The following is a 23,627-nucleotide window of genomic DNA, read 5'->3' as shown; positions in this document are numbered from 1 at the left end:
GCCGTAGCCTGAGCCGGCTGTTCGGCGCCGAGACCGGCATGAGCTTCGCGCAATGGCGGCAACTGGCGCGACTGCACGCGGCCGTCGAACGGCTGGCAGCGGGCCAGGCGGTCGGCGAGATCGCCTGGTCGCTCGGCTACGAAAGCCCGAGCAGCTTCGCCAGTGCCTTCCGCGCAGTATTCGGCGAGACGCCGTCCGGCTATTCCAGTCGCGCCAACGAAGCGCTAGCCTGAACCTTCCGCGCCACGAGCCTTTCCCCATGAGCCACGCCAATACGCCCCGCGACTGGGTTCGACGCGCCCCGCAACACGGTGCGGTGGAACGCATCGAGGCTTACTTCGCCGGCCACGGCTACGATCCACATCGCCACGACACCTATGCCATCGGCCAGACCCTGGCCGGGGTGCAGAGCTTCCGCTATCGCCGCAGCCAGCGCCACAGCCTGCCGGGCGGCTGCCTGGTGCTGCATCCCGACGAGCTGCACGACGGCGAGGCCGGCAGCCAGGAAGGGTTCCGCTACCGGATGCTCTACGTCGAGCCGGCGCTGATCCAGCAGGCCCTCGGCGGCCGGCCGCTGCCGTTCGTGCGCGGGGGCTTGTCCGACGACCCGCGCCTGATCGCCGCCAGCCGGGCCCTGCTACAGGCCATGGATACCCCGCTGGAGCCGCTGGAAGAACAGGACGCCCTGTTCGAACTGGCCCACGCCCTCGACGCCGTGGCCGGCAACCGGGCGCGCGGCAGGCGCCACTTCGACTTCGTCGCCGCCGAGCGCGCCCGGCAGTACATCCACGCGCACCTGGAGCGCCCGCTGGGCCTCGACGAACTGGCGCAGGTCGCCCAGCGCGAACGCTGGAGCCTGTCGCGCGATTTCCGCGCGCTGTTCGGCACCAGCCCCTACCGCTACCTGATCCAGCGCCGGCTGGACATCGCCCGCCGGCTGATGCTCGGCGGCCAGACGCTGGCCGAAGCCGCGCTTGCCGCCGGTTTCACAGACCAGAGCCACATGACCCGCCATTTCGGCCAGAGCTACGGCCTGCCACCGGCACGCTGGCTGCGTATGCTCGGCCGCGCCTAGCCAGGTTGCACGATTATCCAAGACCGCCCGCTCCGTAGCCGCCTACCCTGGCGCCAGAGACCAACCACCGGAGCGCACCGATGTCCACCAGCACAACCCAAGCGATCAACTTCGCCGCCAAGCTCGCCCTGTTCGACGACCGCTGGCAACCCAGGGTGATCGCCCAGATGAACGACTACCAGTTCAAGCTGGTGAAGATCGAAGGCGACTTCGTCTGGCACAGCCACGCCGACACCGACGAGACCTTCATCGTCCTCGCCGGTCGCCTGCGCATCGATTTCCGCGACGGCGCGGTGCACCTGGGCCCCGGCGAGATGTATGTGGTGCCGCGCGGCGTGGAGCACAAGCCGTTCGCCGAGGGCGAGGTGCGCATGCTCCTGGTGGAGCCCTGCGGCGTGCGCAACACCGGCGACCAGGGCGGCGAGCGGACGGCGGTCAACGATCTGTGGATCTGAAACCGCGCCCACGAAAAAGCCCGGCTCGCTGGCCGGGCTCTTTCGCTGCGGGTCGTCCTCAATCGGCGACGTGGATCACCACCCGGCCGCGCTTCGGACAGGTTTCCATGTAGCGGTGCGCCTCGACCACCTGGTCGAACTCGAATACCCGGTCGACCACCGGCTTGAGCAGGCGATCGCGGGTCAGTTGCTCGATGTGCGCGAGGGCCTTGCTCACCGACTCGTCGTTGCGTTCCAGGCCCATCTCCGGATGACCGGTGAAATCCATCAGGCAGTGGCGGTAGAACTGCAGATGCTTCTTGAACGCGGCGCAGGCCGGGAACGCCGACTCGTTGCCGCCGTTGCAGCCATACAGCACCAGCTTGCCGCGGGTGGCGGAGACATCGCCGAGCAGGGTCATCTGCGGGCCGCCCAGTTCGTCGAGGATGACGTTGACGCCCTTGCCCTCGGTGAAGCGCTCGACTTCCAGGACCAGGTCCTGCTCGTCGGTCACCACCACCTTGTCGGCGCCCTGCTCGCGGAGGAACTCGCGCTCCTCGGCGGACTTGGTGGAAGCGATCACCCGCGCGCCGAGAGCCTTGGCCAACTGGATCGAGACCGGCCCGTACATGCGCGCCGCCTCGGTGATCAGCACGGTCTGCCCGGCCTTCAACCCGGCCAGGTCGACCAGGCCGAAATAGGCCACCAGCAGGCCGGTGTAGTAGACGCTGGCCTCCACCGGGGTGAGTACCTCGGGGTAGACCGCCAGGGCCGCGCGTGGCATCAGCACCACGTCGCCATAGGCCGGATAATGATCGGGGGTATGGGCGGGGAAACTGGCCACGCGGGAACCCAGCGGCAGGTCGCCGACGCCGGCGCCGACCGCCAGCACCTCGCCGGCCAGTTCGAAGCCGAGACCGGACGGCAGCGCAGCCTGCTCCGGGGCCAGGTTCTGACGCCAGAGCACATCCTTCCAGCTCACGCCGATCGCCTGGACACGCACCAGGACTTCCCCTGCGGCCGGCGCCGGGGTCGGCAGCTCTTCGCATTTGAGGACCTCTGGCGGGCCAAACTGATGAAAACGGATCACTCGGGACATCGCAAACCTCTGCAGTGCATCACGGGGTGAATAACCTCATGGGTTGTGACTGTATCCGCCCATGCCTGACAAAACCACCCGTCGTTATTGATAATGGCTATGCCTGTCAGTGATCCTATGCCCCTCCGGCACCTCGCCAGGCCCCGCCCCGTCTCGCACGCAAGGCTTGACGGCGAGCCCCCGCGGTTGCAGCCTCTAGCCCCTGGAAACGAGGAACGCCATGAACCGAAACGACCTGCGCCGCGTCGATCTGAACCTGCTGATCGTGTTCGAGACTCTGATGCACGAACGCAGCGTGACCCGCGCCGCAGAGAAACTGTTCCTCGGCCAGCCGGCCATCAGCGCCGCGCTGTCGCGCCTGCGCACGCTGTTCGACGACCCGCTGTTCGTCCGTACCGGACGCAGCATGGAGCCCACCGCGCGAGCCCAGGAAATCTTCGCCCACCTGTCGCCGGCGCTGGACTCCATCTCCGCCATGAGTCGCGCCAGCGAGTTCGATCCGGCGACCAGCACCGCGGTGTTCCGCATCGGCCTTTCCGACGACGTCGAGTTCGGCCTGCTGCCGCCCCTGCTCCGCCGCCTGCGCGCAGAGGCGCCGGGGATCGTCCTCGTCGTGCGCCGCGCCAACTATCTATTGATGCCGAACCTGCTGGCCTCGGGGGAGATCTCGGTGGGCGTCAGCTACACCGACGAACTGCCGGCCAACGCCAAGCGCAAGACCGTGCGCCGCAGCAAGCCGAAGATCCTCCGCGCCGACTCCGCGCCCGGCCAGCTGACCCTCGACGACTATTGCGCGCGACCGCACGCGCTGGTGTCCTTCGCCGGCGACCTCAGCGGCTTCGTCGACGAGGAACTGGAGAAATTCGGCCGCAAGCGCAAGGTGGTCCTGGCGGTGCCGCAGTTCAACGGCCTCGGCACCCTCCTCGCCGGCACCGACATCATCGCCACCGTGCCCGACTACGCCGCCCAGGCGCTGATCGCCGCCGGCGGCCTGCGCGCCGAGGACCCGCCGTTCGAGACCCGCGCCTTCGAACTGTCGATGGCCTGGCGCGGCGCCCAGGACAACGACCCGGCGGAACGCTGGCTGCGCTCGCGGATCAGCATGTTCATCGGCGATCCGGACAGTCTCTGAGCCCTCCGGCGGCTACCTGCACGAGGCGTCGCAACGGGGAAATCGATCGCGCACCGCGAGCCTGTGGCTTATTCCATCGAAAGCACTGTCCATAACCATCGACTGTTACAGAAAACGAAAAACCATGTATCACTGTTCGTGATAATCAAAATCTCATCGTTCGATTAGTTCCCTGCCGGAGCAGCCCGCAGACTTCGCCAATCCCGAAAAACCGACTGGCGGAGTCAAGCATGGAACAGTCATCCCACTTCTTCTGGCGCTACCCCCTCGCACTCGCGGCCGTACTGGTCCTGAGCGCCTGCGGCAAGGCCCCGGAAACCACCCAAGGCATGGCGGCGCCCAAGGTCAGCGTCGCCGAAGTCATCGAACAACCGCTGAACGAGTGGGACGAATTCACCGGCCGCCTGGAAGCCCCGGAATCGGTGGAGCTGCGCCCGCGGGTATCGGGCTACATCGACCGCGTGGCCTTCCATGAAGGCGCCCTGGTGAAGAAAGGCGACCTGCTGTTCCAGATCGACCCGCGCCCGTTCGAGGCCGAGGTCAAGCGCCTCGAAGCCCAGCTGCAACAGGCCCGCGCGGCCCAGGCGCGGAGCGTCAACGAAGCCCAGCGCGGCGAACGCCTGCGCGCCAGCAACGCGATCTCCGCGGAACTCGCCGACGCCCGCACCACCGCCGCCCAGGAAGCCAAGGCGGCGGTCGCCGCGACCCAGGCGCAACTGGACGCGGCACGCCTGAACCTGAGCTTCACCCGGATCACCGCGCCGATCGATGGTCGCGTCAGCCGCGCCGAGGTCACCGCCGGCAACCTGGTCAACTCCGGGGAGACCCTGCTCACCACCCTGGTCAGCACCGACAAGGTCTACGCCTACTTCGACGCCGACGAGCGCGTGTTCCTCAAGTACGTCGAGCTGGCCCGCCAGGCCGGTCGCGACACGCGCAGCGAGAGCCCGGTGTACCTCGGCCTGAGCAGCGAGGACGGCAACCCGCACCTGGGCCGGCTGGACTTCCTCGACAACCAGGTCAACCCGCGTACCGGCACCATCCGCGGCCGCGCCGTGTTCGACAACGCCAAGGGCGAGTTCACCCCGGGCCTCTACGTGCGCCTGAAGCTGGTCGGCAGCAAGACCTACGCCGCCACCCTGATCAAGGACGAAGCGGTCGGCACCGACCTGGGCAAGAAGTTCGTGCTGGTCCTGGATGGCGACAACAAGACCGTCTACCGCACCGTCGAGATGGGACCGAAGCTGGAGGGCCTGCGCATCGTCCGCAGCGGCCTGAGCAAGGGCGACCGGATCGTCGTGAATGGCCTGCAGCGGGTCCGCCCGGGCATGCAGGTGGATCCGCAGAAGGTCGAGATGGCCAGCGCCGACACCCTGGCCACCCTCGCGCGCCTGCGGCAGTCGGTCGGCGACAGCGAACCACCGAAGGTGGCGGCGTCCAAGGACAACGCCACTCGCAACGAGCCGCGCGGCTGAGCGCGGCGATAGGAAGAACCGATGAATTTCTCCCAATTCTTCATCCAGCGGCCGATCTTCGCCGCGGTGCTGTCGCTGCTGATCCTGATTGGCGGCGCCATCTCCCTGTTCCAGCTACCCATCAGCGAATACCCGGAAGTGGTGCCGCCGACCGTCGTGGTCCGCGCCAACTTCCCCGGCGCCAACCCGAAAGTCATCGGCGAGACCGTCGCCTCTCCCTTGGAACAGGCGATCACCGGGGTGGAGAACATGCTCTACATGTCCTCCCAGTCGACCTCCGACGGCAAGCTGACCCTGACCATCACCTTCGCCCTCGGCACCGACCTGGACAACGCCCAGGTGCAGGTGCAGAACCGCGTCACCCGGACCGAGCCGAAGCTCCCGGAAGAAGTGACCCGGCTCGGCATCACCGTCGACAAGGCCTCGCCCGACCTGACCATGGTCGTGCACCTGACCTCGCCGGATAACCGCTACGACATGCTCTACCTGTCGAACTACGCGGTGCTCAACGTGAAGGACGAACTGGCCCGCCTCGACGGCGTCGGCGACGTCCAGTTGTTCGGCCTCGGTGACTATTCGCTGCGCGTCTGGCTGGACCCGAACAAGGTCGCCTCGCGCAACCTCACCGCCACCGACGTGGTCAACGCCATCCGCGAGCAGAACCGCCAGGTCGCCGCCGGCACCCTGGGCGCGCCGCCGGCGCCGAGCGACACCAGCTTCCAGTTGTCGATCAACACCCAGGGTCGCCTGGTCACCGAGGAAGAGTTCGAGAACATCATCATCCGCGCCGGCGCCAACGGCGAGATCACCCGTCTGCGCGACATCGCCCGGGTCGAGCTGGGCTCCAACCAATACGCCCTGCGCTCGCTGCTGAACAACAAGCCGGCGGTGGCGATCCCGATCTTCCAGCGTCCCGGCTCGAACGCCATCGAGATCTCCAACCTGGTGCGGGAGAAGATGGCCGAGCTGAAGCACAGCTTCCCGCAAGGCATGGACTACTCCATCGTCTACGACCCGACCATCTTCGTCCGCGGCTCCATCGAGGCGGTGGTGCACACCCTGTTCGAAGCCCTGGTGCTGGTGGTGCTGGTGGTGATCCTGTTCCTGCAGACCTGGCGCGCCTCGATCATCCCGCTGGCCGCGGTGCCGGTGTCGCTGATCGGCACCTTCGCGGTGATGCACATGCTCGGCTTCTCGCTCAACGCGCTGTCGCTGTTCGGCCTGGTGCTGGCCATCGGCATCGTGGTGGACGACGCCATCGTGGTGGTGGAGAACGTCGAGCGCAACATCGGCCTCGGCCTCAAGCCGGTGGAAGCCACCAAGCGTGCCATGCGCGAGGTGACCGGGCCGATCATCGCCACGGCGCTGGTGCTCTGCGCGGTGTTCATCCCGACCGCGTTCATCTCCGGCCTCACCGGGCAGTTCTACCGCCAGTTCGCCCTGACCATCGCGATCTCCACGGTGATCTCGGCGTTCAACTCGCTGACCCTGTCGCCGGCGCTGGCGGCGGTCCTGCTCAAGGGCCACCACGAGCCGAAGGACCGCTTCTCGGTGTTCCTCGACAAGCTCCTCGGCAGTTGGCTGTTCCGTCCGTTCAACCGTTTCTTCGACCGCGCCAGCCATGGCTACGTCGGCACGGTGAACCGGGTCCTGCGCGGCAGCTCGATCGCCCTGCTGGTCTACGGCGGGCTGATGGTGCTGACCTACTTCGGCTTCTCCAGCACGCCGACCGGTTTCGTCCCGCAGCAGGACAAGCAGTACCTGGTGGCCTTCGCCCAGTTGCCCGACGCGGCCAGCCTGGACCGTACCGAGGCGGTGATCAAGCAGATGTCCGAGATCGCCCTGGCGCAGCCCGGCGTGGCGGACTCGGTGGCCTTCCCCGGCCTGTCGATCAACGGCTTCACCAACAGCCCGAACAGCGGCATCGTGTTCACCCCGCTGAAGCCGTTCGACGAGCGCAAGGACCCGAGCCAGTCGGCCGGGGCCATCGCCGCCGCGCTGAACGCCAAGTACGCCGAGATCCAGGACGCCTACATCGCGATCTTCCCGCCGCCGCCGGTACAGGGGCTGGGGACCATCGGCGGCTTCCGCCTGCAGATCGAGGACCGTGGCAACCAGGGCTACGAGGAGCTGTTCAAGCAGACCCAGAACATCATCACCAAGGCCCGTGCGCTGCCTGAGCTGGAACCCAGCTCGGTGTTCTCCAGCTACCAGGTCAACGTGCCGCAGATCGACGCCGACATCGACCGCGAGAAGGCCAAGACCCACGGCGTGGCCATCAGCGACATCTTCGACACCCTGCAGGTCTACCTCGGCTCGCTGTACGCGAACGACTTCAACCGCTTCGGCCGTACCTACCAGGTCAACGTCCAGGCCGAGCAGCAGTTCCGCCTCGAACCCGAGCAGATCGGCCAGTTGAAGGTGCGCAACAACCTTGGCGAGATGGTCCCGCTGGCGTCCTTCATCAAGGTCAGCGACACCTCCGGTCCGGACCGTGTGATGCACTACAACGGCTTCATCACCGCCGAACTCAACGGCGCCCCGGCCGCGGGCTACAGCTCCGGCCAGGCGCAGGCGGCGATCGAGAAGCTGCTGAAGGAGGAACTGCCCAACGGCATGACCTACGAGTGGACCGAGCTGACCTACCAGCAGATCCTCGCCGGCAATACCGCGCTGTTCGTCTTCCCGCTCTGCGTGCTGCTGGCCTTCCTCGTGCTGGCCGCCCAGTACGAGAGCTGGAGCCTGCCGCTGGCGGTGATCCTGATCGTGCCGATGACCCTGCTGTCGGCGATCACCGGGGTGATCCTGGCCGGCAGCGACAACAACATCTTTACCCAGATCGGCCTGATCGTTCTGGTGGGGCTGGCGTGCAAGAACGCGATCCTGATCGTCGAGTTCGCCAAGGACAAGCAGGAGGAAGGCATGGACCGCGTCGCCGCGGTGCTGGAAGCCTGCCGCCTGCGCCTGCGGCCGATCCTGATGACGTCCATCGCCTTCATCATGGGCGTGGTGCCGCTGGTGATCTCCACCGGCGCCGGCGCCGAGATGCGCCATGCGATGGGCGTGGCGGTGTTCTCCGGGATGATCGGGGTGACCTTCTTCGGCCTGCTGCTGACGCCGGTGTTCTACGTCCTCATCCGCCGCTTCGTGGAGAACCGCGAAGCGCGCCGCGCCGCCAACGACAAAGGCCTGCCAGAGGTGCATGCATGATTCACGCGCAGTCGATCCGGAGCGGGCTCGCGCCCGCCCTGGGTCTGTTCAGTCTGCTGGCGCTCAGCGCCTGCACGGTGGGTCCGGACTACCGGACCCCCGACACCGCGGCGGCGAAGATCGACGCCACGGCGAGCAAGCCCTACGACCGCAGTCGCTTCGAAAGCCTGTGGTGGAAACAGTTCGACGATCCGACCCTGAACCAACTGGTCGAGCAGTCGCTGAGCGGCAACCGCGACCTACGCGTGGCCTTCGCCCGCCTGCGCGCCGCCCGCGCCCTGCGCGACGACGTGGCCAACGATCGCTTCCCGGTGGTCACCAGCCGCGCCAGCGCCGACATCGGCAAGGGCCAGCAACCGGGAGTGACCGAGGACCGGGTCAACAGCGAGCGCTACGACCTTGGCCTGGATAGCGCTTGGGAGCTTGACCTGTTCGGGCGCATCCGTCGCCAGCTGGAATCCAGCGACGCCCTCAGCGAAGCGGCCGAGGCCGACCTGCAACAACTGCAGGTCAGCCTGATCGCCGAGCTGGTGGACGCCTACGGCCAACTACGCGGCGCGCAACTGCGCGAGAAGATTGCCCTGAGCAACCTGGAGAACCAGAAGGAGTCGCGCCAGCTCACCGAGCAACTGCGCGACGCCGGGGTCGGTGCCGAACTCGACGTACTGCGCGCCGATGCGCGCCTGGCGGCCACCGCCGCCAGCGTGCCGCAACTGCAGGCGGAAGCCGAGCGCGCCAGGCACCGTATCGCCACCCTCCTCGGCCAGCGGCCGGAAGAATTGACGGTGGACCTTTCGCCGCGCGACCTGCCGGCGATCACCAAGGCCCTGCCGATCGGCGATCCCGGCGAACTGCTGCGCCGCCGGCCGGACATCCGCGCCGCCGAACGGCGCCTGGCCGCCAGCACCGCCGACGTCGGCGTGGCCACCGCCGACCTGTTCCCGCGGGTCAGCCTCAGCGGCTTCCTCGGCTTCACCGCCGGGCGGGGCTCGCAGATCGGCTCGAGCGCCGCCCGCGCCTGGAGCGTCGGCCCGAGCATCAGTTGGGCCGCCTTCGACCTCGGCAGCGTGCGTGCCCGCCTGCGCGGCGCCAAGGCCGACGCCGACGCCGCGCTGGCCAGCTACGAACAGCAGGTGCTGCTGGCCCTGGAAGAATCGGCGAATGCCTTCAGCGACTACGGCAAGCGCCAGGAGCGCCTGGTCTCGCTGGTCCGCCAGTCGGAAGCCAGCCGCGCCGCCGCGCAACAGGCGGCGATCCGCTACCGCGAAGGCACCACCGACTTCCTGGTGCTGCTGGACGCCGAACGCGAGCAACTCTCCGCCGAAGATGCCCAGGCCCAGGCCGAGGTCGAGCTGTACCGCGGCATCGTGGCGATCTACCGCTCCCTCGGCGGTGGCTGGCAACCCAGCGCCTGAACCGGCTATCCCCGGCCGATGGAAATCGGCCACTCCAGCCCCGCGATTGCAGCTCCTGGTCGCGGGGCTTTTTTATGCGCCGCGCGGGGCGGACGCTCGGTCGAGCCCCACGTCGTTTCTTGGCGATGGCGTAGAGGCTCGGCGGCCATTGCCGCGGGCTATTCCCGCCGCTCCGGCTGCGCGGAGTGGATATACAGGGTGTAGGTATCCGCCGGCCGGGGCGCGCCCGCCAGGTCGAGGGCATGACCGATGGCGCCGCGATGGTAGGTGCCATGGTTGACGATATGGAAGAGGATCTCCTGGCGCGTCATGCCGCCGTCGCGGCCATCGGCGAAGCGGAAGCGCAGCCATTCGCCGCGACGCTCCAGCGGCAGCTCGGCGACATAGCCGGCGAACCAGGCGGCCGAATCCTCCAGCCGCTGACGCAGGACGTCGTAGCCAGGCACCACCTCGCTGTTGGTCTGTTGGTGGGGCGCCGGCTCGCCCAGCAGGCGCGCCCTGAACAGTTCCTCGACGATCGCCATGTGATTGAGCTGTTGCAAGGCGAAGGCCAGCGAGGCCGGGAACGCCTCGGCGTCGATCCGGGCGATGGCATCGAGGGTGCGGCGGTCGGACCAGGCCTTGTAGTTGAAGGACTCGACCAGCAGGTCGACTTGCAGGGTGGGTCGGGACATGTGGCGGGCTTCCGTGTCCATTCGCTGAGGGAGCCGGATCATAGCCCGGAGGCAGCGCTCAGCGCTCGCCCTGCAACCCTTCCAGGCGTGCATCGCAGAGGTCGCGCAGGCGGTCGCGGAGAGTGCGCCCGGCGCTGTCCAGCTCGGGCCGCGCGTAGAGCGCCAGCTCCAGGCCAGCGATGGGCGGGAAGCCGGCCTGCGCGCCAAGCAGGCGATGCTCGGGCCCGACGCAGCCCAGCGGCAGCAGGCTGACCCCCAGTCCGGCGCCGACCGCGGCCACCAGGCTGGCCAGGCTGGCGCTGGAATAGCCGATGCGCCAGCGACGCCCGATGCTCTCCAGGGCATGGATCATCTCCTGGCGATACAGCGCGCCGACCGGGAACACCACCAGCGGCACCGGCTCCTCCGGCGAACCCTCGCCGAACGGCCGCGCGGCGCTGCCGAACCAGCCCAGCGGCTCGGCCCAGCGCGCATGGCAGTCGCTGTCGGCCCCCCACTGCTTGACCAGCAGCAGGTCCAGCTCGCCGCTGCGGTAGAGGCGCAGCAGGTGATGGCTGAGACCGCTCTCGACCTCCAGGCGCAGTCGCGGACGCTCTTCGGTGAAGCGCGTCAGCACCGGCATCAGCACTTCGCCGGCGAGGTCTTCCGGCACGCCGAGGCGCAGCACGCCGTCGCCATGGGCCGGGCTGAGGGCCTCGCTGGCCTCGTCCGAGAGCCGCAGCAGGCGCCGCGCGTAGCCAAGCAGGCGCTCGCCTTCCTCGGTCGGCAAAACCTGCCGCTGGCTGCGGTCGAGCAGGCGGCAACCGAGGTTCTGTTCGAGGCGGATGACCTGCTGGCTGACGGTGGACTGGGTCAGGTGCAGGTGTTCGCCGGCGCGGGTGAAGTTGCCGGTGTCGACAACGCTGACGAAGGTACGGAGCAGGACCAGATCGAGCATGCACACTCCCACTGAAAGGCATTCCATCATTTAATTTCAGCATACATGACATCGACGCCATACTTTTCGCCAACGCCTATCGGAGCCCATCGACATGTCCCTGGCCAATCTATGCAGGAGCGGAGCCATGCTGGTCTGCGCAGCATTCAGCGGAGGCGCCGGCGCGAGCGACGCCGGAGCATTGCTCGAAGCCGCGCGTCGCGGCGATACCGCGCAGGTCGCCAGCCTGCTCGAACGCAAGGTCGAGGTCGACGCGCCCAGCGCCGACGGTAGCACCCCGCTGCTGCTGGCCACCGCCAACGACCACCTGGCGGTGGCGCGCCAGTTGATCGAGGCCGGCGCCGACGTCAACCGGCAGAACAGCCGGCTCGACAGCCCGTATCTGCTGGCCGGCGCCGAGGGCCGCCTGGAAATCCTGCGCCTGACCCTGCTCCACGGCGCCGACCTGAAGAGTACCAACCGCTATGGCGGCACCGCGCTGATCCCGGCCTGCGAACGCGGCCATGTGGAAGTGGTGAAGACGCTGCTGCAAGCCGGGGTCGATCCCAACCATGTCAACAAGCTCGGCTGGACCGGGCTGCTCGAGGCGATCCTGCTGAGTGACGGCGGTCCGCGCCACCAGGAGATCGTGCGCCTGCTGATCGACGCCGGCGCCGACGTCAACCTGGCCGATGCCGACGGCGTCAGCCCGCTGGCCCACGCCCGCCAGCGCGGCCAGGGCGGGATCGAGCGGCTGCTGCTGGCCGCCGGCGCCCAATGAAAGCGAAGGAGAAAGACATGTCCGATGAAACCTTCATGCGCGAGGCCATCGCCCTCGCCCGCGCCAACGTCGAGGCCGGCGGCCGCCCGTTCGGCGCCGTGCTGGTGCGCGACGGGCGGGTCCTGGCCCGCGGCGTCAACCAGATCCACGAGACCCACGATCCCAGCGCCCACGCCGAGCTGCAGGCGATCCGCCAGGCCAGCCAGGCGCTCGGCAGCCCGCGTCTGGACGGTTGTGTGATCTACGCCAGCGGCCATCCCTGCCCGATGTGTCTGGCCGCCATGCATCTCTGCGGCATCCAGGCGGCCTGGTTCGCCTATTCCAACGAGGACGGCGAAGCGTTCGGCCTGTCCACGGCCACGCTCTACGCCGAGATGGCGCGCCCGCCACAGCGGCAGAGCCTGCCGCTACGCGCCCTGCGTCCTGCCGGCGAAGAGGGTCTGTACCGGCAATGGCGGCAACGCCAGGCATGAGCGCGCGAATCCCTTCCGGCGGCCAGGCCGCCACCGGCGTCGGCGCGGCGGAGGTCAGTTGGGTCGGCCTGCTGGTGATCTTCTGCCTCGGCATCAACCTGCGACCGATCCTCACCGGCATCGGCCCGCTGCTCGAGGAAATCACCGCCGGCACCGGTCTCGGCTTCCAGGGTGCGTCGCTGCTGACGGTGTTGCCGGTGCTCTGCATGGGCCTGGTGGCGCTGTTGCTGCCCTGGCTCGGGCGCTGGCTGGCCGAACACCGCGGCATCGTCTGCGGACTGCTGGCCATCGCCGCGGCCTGCCTCTGGCGCCTGGAACTGGATAGCGGGCTGGCGCTGATCGCCAGCGCCGCGCTGGCCGGCAGCGGCGTGGCGATCATCCAGGCGCTGGTACCGGGCGTGGTCAAGCGCTGGTTCCCGAGGCGGGTCCCGGCGGCGATGGGCCTCTACTCGGCCTCGCTGATGGCCGGCGGCGGAACCGCGGCGGTGCTCAGCCCGCGGATCGCCGAACACTTCTCCAACTGGCAGGCCGGCCTCGGCGCCTGGACCGTACCGGCCCTGCTGGCGCTGCTGCTGTGGATGTTCGCGCGGCCGAGGGAGGTGCTGCCGAGCGCTGGCGAGGGGCCGGTCCGGCACTTCTTCGGCAATCGCCGTGGCTGGCTGCTGGCGGTGTATTTCGGGTTGATCAACGGCGGCTACACCAGCATGGTGGCCTGGTTGCCGGTGTACTACCGCCAGCTCGGCTGGAGCGCCCAGGACAGCGGCGGGCTGGTCGGGATCATGACCATCTTCCAGGTGCTCGCCGCGCTCAGCGTGCCGCTGCTGATTCGCCGCCGCCTCGACCGCCGGCCCTGGCTGCTGGCCGCGCTACTGGTCCAGCTCGGCGGCTTCTGCGGCCTGCTGTCGATGCCGCTGCAGCACGCGGCGCTGTGGGTGGCGCTGATCGGCTACGGCCTGGGCGCGTGCTTCGCCCTCAGCCTGACCCTGACCCTCGACCACCTCCACGAGCCGCGTGCGGCGGGAAGCCTGGCGGCCTTCGTGCAAGGCATCGGCTTCATCATCACCGGCATCGTGCCCTACCTGACCGGCTGGCTGCGCGACGCCACCGGCAGCTTCCAGGCCTCCTGGCTGCTGCTCGCGGCGAGCGTGGTGGCGATGTTGCTGGTGACCCTGCGCTTCGCCCCGTCCGGCTATGCCCGGGCCATGGGCGAGACGCGCGACTGAGCGGCGGACCTCCGCGCCCGCCATTGCGGGCGCGGGTGGCGCTTCAGTAATGGGTGGCGATATAGATGCGGTAGCTGATGATGGCCAGCATGCAGATCACCCCGACCCACATGAGGAACAGGCCGAACGGCGTGTCGCGCTTGGTGAAACCCGTGCCGATGAAGAGCATGCCCAGCACGATGATTGCGAAAGTGACGCCGTAGGAATCCATGTTTACCCTCGTTGGCCGCGTTCCTGACATACTTGTCAGTCTAGCTCCAAGCCCGCTAGAACTGCGTTGATATTTATCAGCCTGCGGTCAATCTCGGGCAAATTCATCGAACTTGAGGAAACGCCTGGCTGCGAGCGGCAAGGTCGCGCAAGATCGCCTGGATCTCGCCGAAGTCCGGCCGCTCGCTCACCCGTGGCAGCGCGCAACGTCGCTGCAACTCGACCAGCGCCGCACGTAGCGAGGCCTGCCCCGGCAGCGCCTCGCTGCGCTCGAGCAACTCCTCCAGCAGGCAGGCGAAGGCACGCACTTCCAGGCGCCGCAGGGCGCCGGCAAGCACGGCGTCGTCCGGGAGGAAGGACGCGGCGCCGAAATCGCCCAGCAGGCAGGCGCCATCCTCGCGCCAGAGGATGTTATGCGCATAGAAGTCGCCATGGCTGATGCCGCGTCCATGCAGATGGGCCATCAACGCGGCGAGCGAGGCCGCCAGGCGCAGCGCCGTGGCCAGCTCGAAGCGCAGTCCCGGCGGATAGACGTCGCGGGTACAGGACTCCAGGCTCGGCGGCCCCGCCAGGTTGCGATAGGCGTCGTCGAGCAGCTCCAGCACCAGCCCGTCGCGCCCTTGCGGATGCCCGGCGAGCTGGCCGAGCACCTCGATCAATTGCGCATGGCGCCCCGCCGCCAGGCAGGCGGCCATCTCGCTGGCGGGGGTGCCATCGCTGGTCACTTCGCCCTTGAACAGCTTCAGCGCCACCGTGCGCGTCGAGCCGTCCGGCTGGTGCCAGCCGGCGCGATGGATGACCCCGGAGGCTCCTTCGCCGATCAAACCGTCCAGGCTCAGCTCGCTCCAGTCCAGCGCAGCGATGCCGCTGTCGGCCAGCGCCGGCAGACGGCACAACGGGTTGCCGGCGTAGGCCAGCCAGGCCAGGCGCGGCAGCGTCGCCAGCCAGGCCGGCAGGCGCTGGAAACGGTTGGCGGCGATCCGCAGCAGTTCCAGGCCTTCGCAAGCGGCCATGCTCTCGGGCAAGGCCTCCAGGCGGTTGCCGGCCAGCATCAGCTTCTGCAACGGCCGGCGGCCCAGTTCCTCGGGCAGCGTGGCAATCCGGTTGTCGGTGAGGATCAGCCAGCGCAGCGCTGGCGGCAGGGCCGCGGCCGGCACCCGCTCGATGCGGTTGGACTTGAAGCCGACCATGCTCAGCGCCGGACAGTCCCCCACCGCCGCCGGCAATTCGTCGAAGTCGTTGGCGGAACAGAACAGCACCTTGAGACGATGCAGCCGCCCGAGGTCGTCCGGCAGGCTGTCCAGGGCGTTGCCGCTGAGGTTGAGCACCTCCAGGGAGTCGGCCAGCTCGAAGATTTCCCGGGGGAACTCGCGCAGGCCGCAGGACAGGTCCAGGCGCGTGGCGCCGGCCAGTTCGCCGCTGCGCAGTTGCTGCAAGGTGTGCATGGTTCGACGGACTCCGGCCAGGGTGGATGGAAAGCCGCGCATGATAGCCAAGGCGTTGCGGAACGCGCACCCTCGCCGTGCTAGAGTGGCCGCCCCGAATCGACAGGACCACAGAGAATGGAACTCTCCCCCGCCGAACGCCAACTCCTGCTGGCCCATCGCCTGGCCGTGTTCGACGGCTGCGTGGTGTACGACGCCCAACCGCCGGTGTCCGCCGAACACGTCCAGCGTCTTGCCGAAGGCCTGGCCGGACCGATTCCAGAAGACCTGCTGCGCCTCTGGCGCACCTGTTTCGGCGGGCGCCTCGGCTATGACCTGGAAGTCGACTACGACGGCCACCGCCACCCGTTCTCTTTCAGCGAACTGTTCTATCCGGACAGCGACGGCTACCACGACCTCTGGGGCTGGATCGAACACGAGCGCGAGCTGGCGGCGGAAGCCGCGGCAGAAGAAGGCCGCGACTGGAACGGCAAGCTGGCCTACCTGCCGTTCGGTGGCTTCGAGTACCTGGAGCGGCTCTACGTCTGCGTCGAACCCGGCCCCGAGCATGGCGCGGTAATCGCCTGGAGCCACGGCCTGCCGCCGGCCTGGGCCGGACGCCTGCACCAGGATTCGGTGACGCGCCTGGCCGACGACGTCGGCGGGCTGTTCCGCCTGCTGTCCTTCGAACAGGACCCGTTCGACGCCGAGAACGCCTGCGGCGTGGCCGACGAGCTACTGGAAGCGCTGGACGCCCTGGAGGCCGCTGGGGAGCCCGGCAAGGCGCTGAAGGGCCGCCTGGAAGTCCTGCTGCGCCAGCGCATCCTCGACTGGCGGCCGGCCCTCGCCGACGGCAGCCTGGCCGCCGAGCCAAGGCTGCGTCAACTGGCCCTGGCCGAAGCTGCGCAAGACGGCGACATCGACCTGCTGCAACGCCTGCGCGATGCCGGCTGCGACTTCGCCGAAACCTTGCGCGGACGCGGCGGTGTGCTGGAGGCCTGCCTCGCCCGCGGGCGCCTGGAGGCCGCCGGATGGCTGCTCGACCAGGGCGTCGCGGTGCACCAGGACAGCCTGCAGATTGGCGCCGCGCACCTCGATGCGGTCCTGGCCGAACGCCTGTTGCGGCTCGGCGCGATCTCCGACCCGAATACGGTGCTCCTCGCCCTGCAATACGGCGACGCCGACGCCGCGCGGATCATGACGCGACCGCTGCTGGAGGAGTCGCCGTCGCGGGCCAGCGCCCTGCGCCTGGCCCTCGCCAGCCGCGCCGAGCGCGAGCGCAGCGACGCCAGGCGGGTCAGGTCGGGAAAGATGGGCAGCAACCGCAGTCCCGACGACTACCTGGCCCTGGCCGAGCGCCTGGAGCGCTTCCTCGCCGAGCTGCCTGGCTGAGGCTCAACCCTCCGGTCCCTGCACCTCGATGAAGGAACCGTCGGCCAGCCGCTCGAACGCCCGTCCCGGCGGCGCGTCGAGCAGCGGCAGGATGCTGTCGTCGGCGTTCAGCACCGAGCCCAGGCTGACGTAGGCGGTGGTCCCGGCGGTATTCATGTAGTCGTCCGACTCGTCGCCGGCCATCAGCCGCCAGCCGCTGTCGTTTTCCTCTTCCGGCGCCTCGCGGTAGAGGTAGCCGACCGCCTTCCCCTCGTCTATCACCCGGCGCGTCACGAAGCAGCGCCGGGCATAGCGCGAGATCGGCGTTTCCCGCGGGTCGTGCTCGGTGTTGATGATGTGCCGCGCCTCGAAGACGATGCGCTCGCCCAGCGACAGGTCGCGGATGTATTGCGGATAGTTGTCCAGGCGGCCGCTGAAGGCGCCATCCGCCTCGATGCCCTCGACCGTCACCCAGAGCCGCTCGGCGCGCGGCGCATCGGGGTTGTCGGTATCGAAGGCGAAGATCAGCTTGACGCTTTCCCCGGCGGCGACCCGGTCGATGGTCTCCGCGTCCGGTTTGTAGAAGGTGTAGGGATGGCGGACAGCGATCGCGCTGGCGTCCACCAAGGTCCACGAGGCCATGTCGACTCCCGCTTGGCTGGCTACGCGGCGCCCGTAGCCTGGGCTGCCACGGGCACGCCGGTGCCCGGGCGGCATGGGTGGAATGGCGTGGCCGAGGTTCGGGTCGCGGCGCCCACCGGCAGGTCGAAGCCATGCCCGGCCAGGAACCGCCCTTCGGCCCGCCTACCCAGAGGAAAGTAGCAGCGCCGCCGCGCAGCCGCCAGCAACGGGCTGTCGCAGAGCGCCGCCCCGGATGGGGCGGCGGCGCGCCTTCAGAGGATTTGCAGCGGGTATTCGACGATCAGGCGGACTTCGTCGAGGTCCGACTCGAAGCTGTCGGAGCGCACCGTGGCCTGGCGCACGCGGAACGCCAGGTCCTTGGCCGCGCCGCCCTGCACCACGTACTTGACCTCCACGTCGCGTTCCCAGCGGCCCTGGTTGGTCAGCGGGTTGCCGTTGGCGTCGGTGCGCATGTAGACGCTGTTGGCATTCGAATAATCGGCGTCCCAGCCCTTGCCATAGCGGGTCATGAAGCTCAGTCCCGGCACGCCGAAGGCGGCCATGTCGAGGTCGTAGCGGAGCATCAGCGAGCGTTCCTTGGGCGAGTTGAAGTCGCTGTACTGGATCGAGTTGTCCAGGTAGATGGAGTCGGTCTGGCGCAGGTAGTCGAAGTCGTCGTCGCCGTTGTTGCGCTGGTACGACAGCAGCACCTGGTGCGGGCCGTAGGCGAAGCCGCCGCGCACGCTCCAGATGTCGTTGTCGAGTTCGCCCATCACCTGCCTGCCCTGGTCCTTGACCTTGTAGTAGTTGGCGCCGCCGAGCAGGGACAGCTTGTCGTCCAGCGGATAGTTGAAGCTGGTGCCGGCGTAGTACTGGTCCCAGGCGTCCTTCTGGCGGCTGCCGTAGAGGCTGACGCTCCAGTGCTCGGTGGCCTGGTAGTCGCCGCCGGCGTAGGCGACCCACGGCGAGTCGATGCGCCGGCCGGTGTAGAAGCTGTAGAAGTCGTCGCTGCCGCTGGTGCTGTTCGGCTGGGTCATCGAGTTCAGCTTGCCGGCCTGCAGGGTCAGGCCCTTCGCCAGGCTGTCGTTGACCAGGGTGAAGCCGCGGAAGCTGGAGGGGAACAGCCGGCTGTTGCCGTACTGGATCACCGGGGTTTCCGGGAACACGTCGCCGACCCGCAGCACGGTGCCGTACCAGCGCAGCTTGACCGCGCCGCCGGCTCGCGAATAGTCGTCCTGCGGCCGCCCCTGGTCGTCATAGGGCAGCAGGTCGACGCTACCGCCGGCGCCGGAACGCCCGCCGCCGCTGTCCAGGCGCACGCCGAGCTGGGCGAAGGCGTCGATGCCGACGCCCAGCGTGCCCTGGGTGAAGCCCGAGGAGAAGTTGGCCATGAAGCCCTGCACCCATTCCTCGGTGTAGCCGCCGCCCGCCGGGCTCGATTGGCCCTTGCGGAAGTCGCGGTTGAAGTAGAAGTTGCGCAGCAGCAGGTTGACCTCGCTGCCCTCGATGAAACCTTCCTTGCTCCGCTCGGCGTTCTCCTCGGCGACGGCCGAGGCCATCACTCCAGCGCCCAGCAGCAGTGGAAGCGTCCACAGTCGTTTCTTTCCATCCCCTTGCATGGCGATTGCTCCAGATCGGTTCATGTCTGTTTTTCTTCTGCGGCCATGCCTTGCGGCGCTGGCTGTGCGTGAACTTCTGGTCGATCGCGCCCCCGCGCAGTCCTGCCGCAACCGGCATTGACCGTGGGGCTGATTCTGGAACCGGGGAAATGACGCAGACATGAGGCGGGGATTACTTTTCCGCAATCTTAACTCGCACTTAATGCGCTTCGCGCAGACTCCTCCGCCATGCAACGGAGCATCGCCGAAGTTATCGGAAACGTAATTTTCCACTCACCCTCGGGTAATCCGTCCGCTCTTACTCTTTGCTCAAACGGGACGAATACCTCGCCCCGGCGACGAGCCAACCCGAGAGGTTTGCCATGAAGATCATCCCGATGCTGCTGGCCGCCCTGCTGGCGACCGGCGCCGCCACTGCCCAGGCCCAGGACGGCAGCGAACGCTCCTGGCAGTACAACGCCGAATTCCGCGCCGCGCAGAAAGAACTGCGCGAAAAGCGCCTGCAGAAGCAACAACTGGAAGCGCAAGCGCAGAAGACCGACCGCAGCAAATGCGCCGAGCGCAAGAACGGCAACGGCTGAGCAGCCTTTCACCGAGCAATACACTTGTCCTTTTTGGGTTGCTCCTTTGGACAAGTCCTGAGGCGCCAGTCATGGCGCCTTTTTTTATCCGCCGTCGCGCCTGGCGGAAGAAGGCGGCATGGTCGCCAGCGACCAGCCGCCCTCCCCGTTTCCCACCTTACTCCTGCAATGCCCGCGGCCGCTGGCTGCGGCGCTCGGCGGCGGGCGCCGGGCTGGCCTGGAGCTGGAAGTCGAAATCCAGTTCGGCGAAGCGTCCGCCCTCCACGCCGCGGTCGCGGGCCGCGGCGGGGTCGTCGTTGAAGCGCAGGTCGCCGATCAGCCCATCGCGGGTGGCGTAGGCGAAGTCGTCCCACAGGTAGCGGTCGCCCGCCAGGTTGATCTGGGTGGTCAGGTGGCGATGGCCGGGCGCCGAGACGAAGAAGTGGATGTGCGCCGGCCGCTGGCCGTGGCGGCCGAGGCGGTCGAGCAGTTCCTGGGTCGGGCCGTCGCTCGGGCAACCGTAGCCGGAGGGCACGATGCTGCGCGCACGGTAGCGGCCGTCGGCGTCGGTGCGGATGCGCCGGCGCAGGTTGTATTCGGACTGACTGCTGTCGAAGTAGGAATAGGTGCCTTGGGTATTGGCGTGCCAGACGTCGACGATGGCTCCGGCCAGCGGCTGGCCGTCGGGACCGCTGACGCGGCCCTGGAGGAACATCACGGTGCCGGGGTCGCGGCCGTCGTCCATCCGTGCCTCGCCGTCGCTCAGCGGCGCGCCGGCGACGTACAGCGGCCCTTCGATGGTGCGCGGCGTGCCGCCGGTGAGGCCGGCCTCGGCGTCCTGGGCGTCGAGCAGCAGGTCCAGGTAATGCTCCAGGCCCAACCCGGCGGCCAGCAGGCCGGCCTCCTGGCGGCTGCCCAGGCGGTTCAGGTAGTCCACCGCTTTCCAGAATTCGTCGGGCGTGACCTGCATCTCTTCGATCAACTTCGCCGTGTCGTCGAGGATGCGCCGCACCAGGGCCTTGGTGCGCGGATCGCCGCGTTCGTTGAGCTGGCCGCTGGCCTCTTCGAAGAAGCGCTGGACGTCGGCAGTCTGGGAAATCTTCACGGTCATGGCGTTTGCCTCTGCTTGTTGTTGTCGGGCGTGGGAAGGGAATCTCAGCGGTCGTCGGCATGGATCGACGAGGGATGCCGGCAAAGCCCGTCGATCTCGATGTCCATGTAGGGAAACAGCGGCAGCCGGGTCAGGGTGTCGTGCAGCGCCTCGACGCTGGGCAGGTCGAACAGGCTGTAGTTGGCGTAGTGCCCGGCGATCCGCCAGAGGTGCCGCCAGCTGCCCTCGCGCTGGAGGCGCTGGGCCATTTCCTTCTCCTCGGCCTTGAGCCGCTCGGCCTGTTGCGGGTCCATGTCGACGGGCAACTTCACGGTCATCTTCACGTGGAACAGCATCGGTCGTTTCTCCTCTGTCTGCGGAATGGCTTCAGCGCCGGCGGAAGCGCGCCAGGCGCTCCTCGTCGAGCGCCAGGCCGAGACCCGGCGCACGCGGCACGTGCAAGTGGAAATCCTGGTAGCGCGGCGACTCGAGGAGGATGTCCTCGGTCAGCAACAACGGGCCGAACAGTTCGCTGTGCCAGGCCAGGCGGTCGAGGGTGACGAAGGCGTGGGCGGCGGCCAGGGTGCCGATGCCGCCCTCGAGCATGGTCCCGCCGTACAGGCCGATCCCGGCCGCCTCGGCGATCGCCGCGCTACGCAGCACCGCGCGCGGTCCGCCGTTCTTGGCGATCTTCAGGGCGAACACCGGGGCGGCGCCCTCGCGAGCCAGGTGGAAGGCATCCTCGACGCTCTCGATGGCCTCGTCGGCCATGATCGGCGCGCCGCCGCGGCTGCTCAGGCGCGCCAGGCCGATGCGGTTGTGGCGGGCGATGGGCTGTTCGATCAGGGCGATGCCGTTGTCGCCGAGCGTCGCGCAGGCACGCTGGGCAACGCCTTCGTCCCAGGCCTGGTTGACGTCCACCCGCACGCTGGCGCGCTCGCCGAGGGCGCGCTTGATGGCGATCGCGTGGGCCACGTCGGCATCCACCTCACCGGCGCCGATCTTCAGCTTGAAGTGCCGGTGGCGGCGCAGGTCGAGCATCCGCCCGGCTTCCTCGATGTCGCGGCCGGTGTCGCCGCTGGCCAGGGTCCAGGCCACCTCCAGGCTGTCGTGCAGGCGGCCGCCGAGCAGTTCGCTGACGGCCAGGCCGAGGCGCTTGCCATGGGCGTCGAGCAAGGCGGTCTCGACCGCCGAGCGGGCGAAGGTGTTGCCCCTGATGTGCCGGTCCAGGCGCTGCATCGCGGCATTCACGTTGTCCGCCGGCTGGCCCAGCAGCAACGGGGCGAAATGCGCGTCGAGATTGCTCTTGATGCTCTCCGGGCTCTCGCTGCCGTAGGCCAGGCCACCGATGGTGGTGGCTTCGCCGAGGCCCTCGATGCCGTCGCTGCAACGCAGGCGGAGGATCACCAGGGTCTGCCGGTTCATGGTGTGCATGGCCAGCTTGTGCGGACGGATGGTCGGCAGATCGACGATGATCGACTCGAGGCTTTGGATCACGGCTTGGCTCATTCTCGGGGGTCCACCAGGGTTGCGGTCGGGTTTTCGACGGTTCGCCGCTCAAGGCTCGCTCGATACCGAGCAGGTTTCGCCGTCGTTTCGGCCAAGCATCCATCGCCTTCTTCACTGGGGTCCAATATCATCTTCCTCTCGAACCATACCCTGGAGGTATCATGGAGCTTCGTCACCTGCGCTACTTCCAGGCGCTGGCCCGGACCCTCAACTTCACCCGCGCCGCCGAGCAACTGCACATCGCCCAGCCACCGCTGAGCCGGCAGATCCAGCAACTCGAGGAAATGCTCGGGGTGGCCCTGCTGGAGCGCGGCCGGCCGCTGCGCCTGACCGAAGCCGGGCGCTTCTTCCACGAACAGAGCGCGACGCTCCTGGACCAACTGGAGAGCATCTGCGACAGCACCCGGCGGATCGGCCAGGGCCAGCGCCAGTGGTTCGGCATCGGCTTCGTGCCCTCGGCGCTGTATGGCGTGCTGCCGGAGCTGATCCGCCACCTGCGCGGCGACCCGGAGCTGGAGCTGGGCCTGCTGGAGATGACCACCCTGCAACAGGTCGAGGCGCTGAAGAGCGGGCGCATCGACATCGGTTTCGGACGCATCCGCATCGACGACCCGGCGATCCGCCAGAGCGTGCTCAGCGAAGAGCCGCTGGTCGCCGCCCTGCCCGCCGGCCACCCGTTGCTCGGCCAGCCGCTGAGCCTGGAGCGCCTGTCGCGCGAACCGTTCGTGCTCTACCCCGGCCAGCCGCGACCGAGCTACGCCGACCATGTGCTGGCGCTGTTCGCCACTCACGGCCTGAGCCTGCGCGTGACGCAATGGGCCAACGAAATGCAGACCGCCATCGGCCTGGTCGCCGCCGGACTCGGCGCGACCCTGGTGCCGGCCTCGGTGCAGTTGCAGCACCGCGACGACGTCGCCTACCAGGCCCTGGCCGACGCCTCCCTGACCTCGCCGATCATCGTCAGCCGGCGCCAGGGCGACGGCTCTCCGCACCTGCGGCGCTGCCTGGCGCTGATCGGCCGCGAGGACGCCTGAGTGCCCTCTCAGGAGCGCCGCGCGGCGCGGCGCTGGGTCATGCTCGGGGTTTCCTCGAAGCGCTTGCGGTAGTCCACGGAGAAGCGTCCGAGGTGGCTGAAGCCCCAGCCCAGGGCGATCGTCGAGATGCTGCGGGCGCCGCCGCTGGCGAGGATCTCCTCGCGCACCGCGGCGAGTCGGTAGTGCTTCAGGTAGCTCATCGGCGACACCCCGAAGTAGCGACGGAAGCCCTCGAACAGCTTGAACCGCGAGACTCCGGCGGCGCGTTCCACGTCCTCCAGG

The 23,627-nt window shown here is 68.4% G+C and carries 24 protein-coding genes; 13 read left to right on the top strand and 11 right to left on the bottom strand.

The window, feature by feature from the left end; genetic code table 11:
• From FFS27_RS09115 to FFS27_RS09105, 3 genes are all read left to right on the top strand, one after another.
• Positions 1-233: helix-turn-helix domain-containing protein (locus tag FFS27_RS09115; RefSeq protein WP_137951980.1), on the top strand; the 233-nt coding region annotated here is incomplete at its 5' end.
• Positions 234-259: 26 nt separating this feature from the next.
• Complete coding sequence (locus tag FFS27_RS09110) at positions 260-1,075, top strand: AraC family transcriptional regulator (protein WP_003103554.1); 816 nt, start codon at positions 260-262, stop codon at positions 1,073-1,075.
• Positions 1,076-1,155: 80 nt separating this feature from the next.
• Positions 1,156-1,530 (top strand): cupin domain-containing protein, encoded by a 375-nt coding sequence (locus FFS27_RS09105; protein WP_003089825.1) that lies wholly within the window; start codon positions 1,156-1,158, stop codon positions 1,528-1,530.
• 58 nt (positions 1,531-1,588) lie between these two features.
• Here the strand turns inward: FFS27_RS09105 and mexS are convergent, their stop codons facing one another.
• Entirely contained in the window at positions 1,589-2,608 is a 1,020-nt protein-coding gene (gene mexS, locus FFS27_RS09100; RefSeq protein WP_003103552.1) for an oxidoreductase MexS, read from the bottom strand.
• A gap of 220 nt (positions 2,609-2,828) precedes the next feature.
• Here mexS and mexT point away from each other — a divergent pair, with 220 nt between their 5' ends.
• The 4 genes from mexT (at position 2,829) to oprN (ending at position 9,840) form a co-directional block, all read left to right on the top strand.
• Positions 2,829-3,740 carry a multidrug efflux system transcriptional regulator MexT gene (gene mexT / locus FFS27_RS09095; RefSeq protein ID WP_137951979.1) on the top strand — a complete coding sequence of 304 codons (912 nt, stop codon included), beginning with the start codon at positions 2,829-2,831 and terminating at the stop codon, positions 3,738-3,740.
• A 230-nt stretch (positions 3,741-3,970) separates the two neighbouring features.
• A complete protein-coding gene (mexE, locus tag FFS27_RS09090) occupies positions 3,971-5,215 on the top strand; it encodes a multidrug efflux RND transporter periplasmic adaptor subunit MexE (RefSeq protein WP_003109551.1) in 1,245 nt (414 codons plus the stop codon).
• A 21-nt stretch (positions 5,216-5,236) separates the two neighbouring features.
• Positions 5,237-8,425, top strand: coding sequence for a multidrug efflux RND transporter permease subunit MexF (gene mexF, locus FFS27_RS09085; RefSeq protein WP_021264856.1), 3,189 nt, complete (start codon positions 5,237-5,239; stop codon positions 8,423-8,425).
• Positions 8,422-9,840, top strand: coding sequence for a multidrug efflux RND transporter outer membrane subunit OprN (oprN, locus tag FFS27_RS09080; RefSeq protein WP_003089836.1), 1,419 nt, complete (start codon positions 8,422-8,424; stop codon positions 9,838-9,840). Before mexF ends, oprN begins: the two co-directional genes overlap by 4 nt.
• A gap of 158 nt (positions 9,841-9,998) precedes the next feature.
• On the opposite strand, the gene FFS27_RS09075 is transcribed toward oprN, so the two are convergent.
• Both FFS27_RS09075 and FFS27_RS09070 read right to left on the bottom strand, forming a co-directional pair.
• Positions 9,999-10,514 (bottom strand): DinB family protein, encoded by a 516-nt coding sequence (locus FFS27_RS09075; protein ID WP_021264857.1) that lies wholly within the window; start codon positions 10,512-10,514, stop codon positions 9,999-10,001.
• 58 nt (positions 10,515-10,572) lie between these two features.
• Positions 10,573-11,451: a LysR substrate-binding domain-containing protein gene (locus FFS27_RS09070; protein WP_003089840.1), complete on the bottom strand. Its 879-nt coding sequence runs from the start codon at positions 11,449-11,451 to the stop codon at positions 10,573-10,575.
• A 127-nt stretch (positions 11,452-11,578) separates the two neighbouring features.
• On the opposite strand from FFS27_RS09070, the gene FFS27_RS09065 reads away from it, so the two are divergent.
• The 3 genes from FFS27_RS09065 to FFS27_RS09055 are packed head-to-tail and all read left to right on the top strand — an operon-like array spanning position 11,579 to position 13,907.
• Positions 11,579-12,211 (top strand): ankyrin repeat domain-containing protein, encoded by a 633-nt coding sequence (locus tag FFS27_RS09065; RefSeq protein WP_003109549.1) that lies wholly within the window; start codon positions 11,579-11,581, stop codon positions 12,209-12,211.
• A gap of 17 nt (positions 12,212-12,228) precedes the next feature.
• Positions 12,229-12,684, top strand: coding sequence for a nucleoside deaminase (locus FFS27_RS09060; RefSeq protein ID WP_003109548.1), 456 nt, complete (start codon positions 12,229-12,231; stop codon positions 12,682-12,684).
• Positions 12,681-13,907 carry a CynX/NimT family MFS transporter gene (locus tag FFS27_RS09055; protein ID WP_023101217.1) on the top strand — a complete coding sequence of 409 codons (1,227 nt, stop codon included), beginning with the start codon at positions 12,681-12,683 and terminating at the stop codon, positions 13,905-13,907. The genes FFS27_RS09060 and FFS27_RS09055 overlap by 4 nt, the downstream gene beginning before the upstream one ends.
• A 43-nt stretch (positions 13,908-13,950) precedes the next feature.
• On the opposite strand, the gene FFS27_RS09050 is transcribed toward FFS27_RS09055, so the two are convergent.
• Both FFS27_RS09050 and FFS27_RS09045 read right to left on the bottom strand, forming a co-directional pair.
• On the bottom strand, positions 13,951-14,118 hold the full coding sequence (locus FFS27_RS09050) for a hypothetical protein (RefSeq protein ID WP_003089849.1): 168 nt from the start codon (positions 14,116-14,118) through the stop codon (positions 13,951-13,953).
• A gap of 103 nt (positions 14,119-14,221) precedes the next feature.
• Complete coding sequence (locus FFS27_RS09045; RefSeq protein ID WP_023101216.1) at positions 14,222-15,562, bottom strand: leucine-rich repeat-containing protein kinase family protein; 1,341 nt, start codon at positions 15,560-15,562, stop codon at positions 14,222-14,224.
• 117 nt (positions 15,563-15,679) lie between these two features.
• Between FFS27_RS09045 and FFS27_RS09040 the strand changes: the two genes are divergently transcribed.
• Positions 15,680-16,933: an SMI1/KNR4 family protein gene (locus FFS27_RS09040; RefSeq protein WP_034013826.1), complete on the top strand. Its 1,254-nt coding sequence runs from the start codon at positions 15,680-15,682 to the stop codon at positions 16,931-16,933.
• Between the two features lie 3 nt (positions 16,934-16,936).
• Here FFS27_RS09040 and FFS27_RS09035 read toward each other — a convergent pair whose 3' ends face one another.
• Positions 16,937-17,554, bottom strand: a complete 618-nt coding sequence (locus FFS27_RS09035) for an immunity protein Imm33 domain-containing protein (protein ID WP_003089860.1) — start codon at positions 17,552-17,554, stop codon at positions 16,937-16,939.
• Positions 17,555-17,805: 251 nt separating this feature from the next.
• On the bottom strand, positions 17,806-19,152 hold the full coding sequence (locus FFS27_RS09030; protein ID WP_003139115.1) for an OprD family porin: 1,347 nt from the start codon (positions 19,150-19,152) through the stop codon (positions 17,806-17,808).
• Between the two features lie 362 nt (positions 19,153-19,514).
• Between FFS27_RS09030 and FFS27_RS09025 the strand changes: the two genes are divergently transcribed.
• Positions 19,515-19,733, top strand: a complete 219-nt coding sequence (locus FFS27_RS09025) for a hypothetical protein (RefSeq protein ID WP_003089862.1) — start codon at positions 19,515-19,517, stop codon at positions 19,731-19,733.
• 157 nt (positions 19,734-19,890) lie between these two features.
• On the opposite strand, the gene catA is transcribed toward FFS27_RS09025, so the two are convergent.
• The 3 genes from catA to FFS27_RS09010 are packed head-to-tail and all read right to left on the bottom strand — an operon-like array spanning position 19,891 to position 22,311.
• Entirely contained in the window at positions 19,891-20,823 is a 933-nt protein-coding gene (gene catA, locus FFS27_RS09020) for a catechol 1,2-dioxygenase (protein ID WP_009314156.1), read from the bottom strand.
• 44 nt (positions 20,824-20,867) lie between these two features.
• Positions 20,868-21,158 carry a muconolactone Delta-isomerase gene (gene catC, locus FFS27_RS09015; RefSeq protein WP_003089864.1) on the bottom strand — a complete coding sequence of 97 codons (291 nt, stop codon included), beginning with the start codon at positions 21,156-21,158 and terminating at the stop codon, positions 20,868-20,870.
• 31 nt (positions 21,159-21,189) lie between these two features.
• A complete protein-coding gene (locus FFS27_RS09010) occupies positions 21,190-22,311 on the bottom strand; it encodes a muconate cycloisomerase family protein (RefSeq protein ID WP_021264861.1) in 1,122 nt (373 codons plus the stop codon).
• A gap of 161 nt (positions 22,312-22,472) precedes the next feature.
• On the opposite strand from FFS27_RS09010, the gene FFS27_RS09000 reads away from it, so the two are divergent.
• Positions 22,473-23,345 carry a LysR family transcriptional regulator gene (locus FFS27_RS09000; RefSeq protein ID WP_003089870.1) on the top strand — a complete coding sequence of 291 codons (873 nt, stop codon included), beginning with the start codon at positions 22,473-22,475 and terminating at the stop codon, positions 23,343-23,345.
• A gap of 8 nt (positions 23,346-23,353) precedes the next feature.
• On the opposite strand, the gene FFS27_RS08995 is transcribed toward FFS27_RS09000, so the two are convergent.
• A partial coding sequence (locus tag FFS27_RS08995) for a helix-turn-helix domain-containing protein (protein WP_137951978.1) occupies positions 23,354-23,627 on the bottom strand: 274 nt, incomplete at its 5' end.

The organism is Pseudomonas sp. 2VD (assembly GCF_005503585.1).
GTDB classification, from domain to species: Bacteria; Pseudomonadota; Gammaproteobacteria; order Pseudomonadales; family Pseudomonadaceae; genus Pseudomonas; species Pseudomonas aeruginosa.
Note: the sequence above shows the minus strand (reverse complement) of the source record. Positions and strands in the feature narration are given on the sequence as shown.